The following is a 1298-nucleotide window of genomic DNA, read 5'->3' as shown; positions in this document are numbered from 1 at the left end:
ATAGGCGTCGAGCTCAACACCTGCAGCGCCGATGACATAGGCCACCAGGCGCTTGTCACCCGGCTCGTCCTCGCGCACCAGCACCACGGCATCACGTACGCCTTCACAAGCACCAAGCTGCGCTTCGATCTCACCCAGTTCAATGCGGAAACCGCGAATCTTCACTTGCTCGTCATTACGACCGAGGTACTCCAGGCTGCCGTCGGCCAGCCAGCGACCGAGGTCGCCGGAACGGTACATACGCGCACCGGGGGTCGAGACAAACGGATCGGCGAGGAAGCGCTCGGCGTTCAACTCTTCGCGGTTGAGATAACCCCGGGCCACGCCCGCACCACCGACGTACAACTCCCCCACCGCGCCCGGTGCCACCGGCTGGCCGTAGCCGTCGAGCAGGTACAGGCGCAGGTCGGGAATGCGCTTGCCGATCGGGCTGGCGCCCAGGCGCTGGGTATCTTCGGCCTGCAACGGATAGTAGGTCACATGCACCGTGGTTTCGGTGATGCCGTACATATTCACCAGTTGCGTGCCGGCATTCAGCTCGCGTGCGTACCAGGGCTTGAGCAACGCCGTGTCCAGCGCTTCACCGCCGAAAATCACCTGGCGCAGGGAATGGGGCTGGCCGTTCTCGCCCTGGGCCGCAATCAATTGGCGGAATGCACTGGGCGTCTGGTTGAGCACCGTCACCCCGGCATTACACAGCAGCGCGTAGCAATCCTCGGGCGAACGGCTGACCAGTTGCGGCACGATCAGCAAACGACCGCCATGCAGCAGCGCGCCCCAGATCTCCCAGACCGAGAAGTCGAAGGCGAACGAGTGGAACAACGCCCAGACATCCCGCTCGCCGAAACCGAACCAGTCCTCGGTGGCCGAGAACAGCCGCGCGACGTTGCGGTGCTCGACCATCACCCCCTTGGGCAGGCCGGTGGAACCGGAGGTATAGATCACATAGGCCAGATTCTCGACCGTCAACCCTGGCACCTGCGGATTGCGCACGGATTCGTCCCGCAGGTCCGCATCGTCCAGATTGATGACGGGCACCTGTAGCGCCGGCAAGGCTTCCTGCACCGAGTGCTGGCTGAGCAAGGCCACCGGGGCACTGTCGCCAAGGGTGTAGGCCAGGCGTTCGCGGGGATAGGCCGGGTCCAGCGGTACATAACCGGCGCCGGCCTTGAGGATGCCCAGCAGGCCGATGATCATCGCCGGGCCACGGTCGACGCAGATCGCCACCCGATCGTCCGGGCGCACCCCCAAAGCCAGCAGGCGATGGGCAACCTGGTTGGCGCGGGCATTGAGTTCGC

Annotated in this window: 1 protein-coding gene; it reads right to left on the bottom strand. The window is 64.9% G+C overall.

From position 1 onward, the window contains the following. On the bottom strand, positions 1-1298 hold a 1298-nt coding region (locus M5B99_RS29560; protein WP_248807450.1), incomplete at both ends, for an amino acid adenylation domain-containing protein.

The organism is Pseudomonas sp. MWU13-2100 (assembly GCF_023242365.1).
GTDB lineage: Bacteria > Pseudomonadota > Gammaproteobacteria > Pseudomonadales > Pseudomonadaceae > Aquipseudomonas.
The sequence above is the reverse complement of the archived record's forward strand: the minus strand, read 5'-3'. Positions and strand labels throughout refer to the sequence as shown.